The organism is Mycolicibacterium tusciae (assembly GCF_002086795.1).
GTDB lineage: Bacteria > Actinomycetota > Actinomycetes > Mycobacteriales > Mycobacteriaceae > Mycobacterium > Mycobacterium tusciae.
In genome coordinates this window covers 1-2,048 of sequence record NZ_MVIM01000048.1, presented here as the reverse complement: position 1 = coordinate 2,048, position 2,048 = coordinate 1, and the positions used below count along the sequence as shown (strand labels likewise).

Annotated in this window: 1 rRNA gene; it reads right to left on the bottom strand. The window is 56.2% G+C overall.

The features are described from left to right. Positions 1 to 350: 350 nt before the first annotated feature. Positions 351 to 1,872: ribosomal RNA gene (locus BST47_RS30035) — 16S ribosomal RNA — on the bottom strand. Positions 1,873 to 2,048 lie beyond the last annotated feature (176 nt).

Here is a 2,048-nt window from a genome sequence, read left to right as displayed (position 1 = left end):
GATGCTCGCAACCACTATCCACAAATCAAACACCACACCCCACCACCAAAGCAGGGCGACAACCACCACACCCAGACCAACTGGGCGACCCCCAACACGGCAGGTCACAACGCTTCCGGTTTCCCCAACAACAGGACAAAGAAGCGACGGGCTTGTTGTCTCAAAGCCCAATAGTGTGTCTGATGATTAATTTCAGCTGGTGTCCGATTACTCGAAACCCGTACCAGCCAAGCGTTTGTCGTGCACCAGACCCCCACCCACTACAGGTGAAAGGGCCATCCACAGAATCGCTCCAAGTCGCGGTGATCCGCACAATGCGGGCCGGCCTGAAGTCTCGTGGTGCTCCTTAGAAAGGAGGTGATCCAGCCGCACCTTCCGGTACGGCTACCTTGTTACGACTTCGTCCCAATCGCCGATCCCACCTTCGACGGCTCCCTCCCACAAGGGGTTAGGCCACCGGCTTCGGGTGTTACCGACTTTCATGACGTGACGGGCGGTGTGTACAAGGCCCGGGAACGTATTCACCGCAGCGTTGCTGATCTGCGATTACTAGCGACTCCGACTTCACGGGGTCGAGTTGCAGACCCCGATCCGAACTGAGACCGGCTTTGAAAGGATTCGCTCCACCTCACGGCATCGCAGCCCTTTGTACCGGCCATTGTAGCATGTGTGAAGCCCTGGACATAAGGGGCATGATGACTTGACGTCATCCCCACCTTCCTCCGAGTTGACCCCGGCAGTCTCTCACGAGTCCCCACCATGACGTGCTGGCAACATGAGACAAGGGTTGCGCTCGTTGCGGGACTTAACCCAACATCTCACGACACGAGCTGACGACAGCCATGCACCACCTGCACACAGGCCACAAGGGAACTGATATCTCTACCAGCGTCCTGTGCATGTCAAACCCAGGTAAGGTTCTTCGCGTTGCATCGAATTAATCCACATGCTCCGCCGCTTGTGCGGGCCCCCGTCAATTTCTTTGAGTTTTAGCCTTGCGGCCGTACTCCCCAGGCGGGGTACTTAATGCGTTAGCTACGGCACGGATCCCAAGGAAGAAACCCACACCTAGTACCCACCGTTTACGGCGTGGACTACCAGGGTATCTAATCCTGTTCGCTCCCCACGCTTTCGCTCCTCAGCGTCAGTTACTGCCCAGAGACCCGCCTTCGCCACCGGTGTTCCTCCTGATATCTGCGCATTCCACCGCTACACCAGGAATTCCAGTCTCCCCTGCAGTACTCAAGTCTGCCCGTATCGCCCGCACGCCCACAGTTGAGCTGTGAGTTTTCACGAACAACGCGACAAACCACCTACGAGCTCTTTACGCCCAGTAATTCCGGACAACGCTCGGACCCTACGTATTACCGCGGCTGCTGGCACGTAGTTGGCCGGTCCTTCTTCTACAGGTACCGTCACTTGCGCTTCGTCCCTGCTGAAAGAGGTTTACAACCCGAAGGCCGTCATCCCTCACGCGGCGTCGCTGCATCAGGCTTGCGCCCATTGTGCAATATTCCCCACTGCTGCCTCCCGTAGGAGTCTGGGCCGTATCTCAGTCCCAGTGTGGCCGGTCACCCTCTCAGGCCGGCTACCCGTCGTCGCCTTGGTAGGCCATCACCCCACCAACAAGCTGATAGGCCGCGGGCCCATCCCACACCGCAAAAGCTTTCCCTCACAAACCATGCAGCCCATGAGGTATATCCGGTATTAGACCCAGTTTCCCAGGCTTATCCCAAAGTGCAGGGCAGATCACCCACGTGTTACTCACCCGTTCGCCACTCGAGTACCCCCGAAAGGGCCTTTCCGTTCGACTTGCATGTGTTAAGCACGCCGCCAGCGTTCGTCCTGAGCCAGAATCAAACTCTCCAAACAAAAACAACCCATCAACAGACAGGTGAATTCGAATCAGAACAAGCCACACTATCAAGACACCAAAAACTGGCATCAAAAAAACAGCCCACCCCTAAACGGGAAAAAGAGGCAGACCAAAAAACAACAACAAACAAAAACCACCAAACACACTATTGAGTTCTCAAACAACACACCCG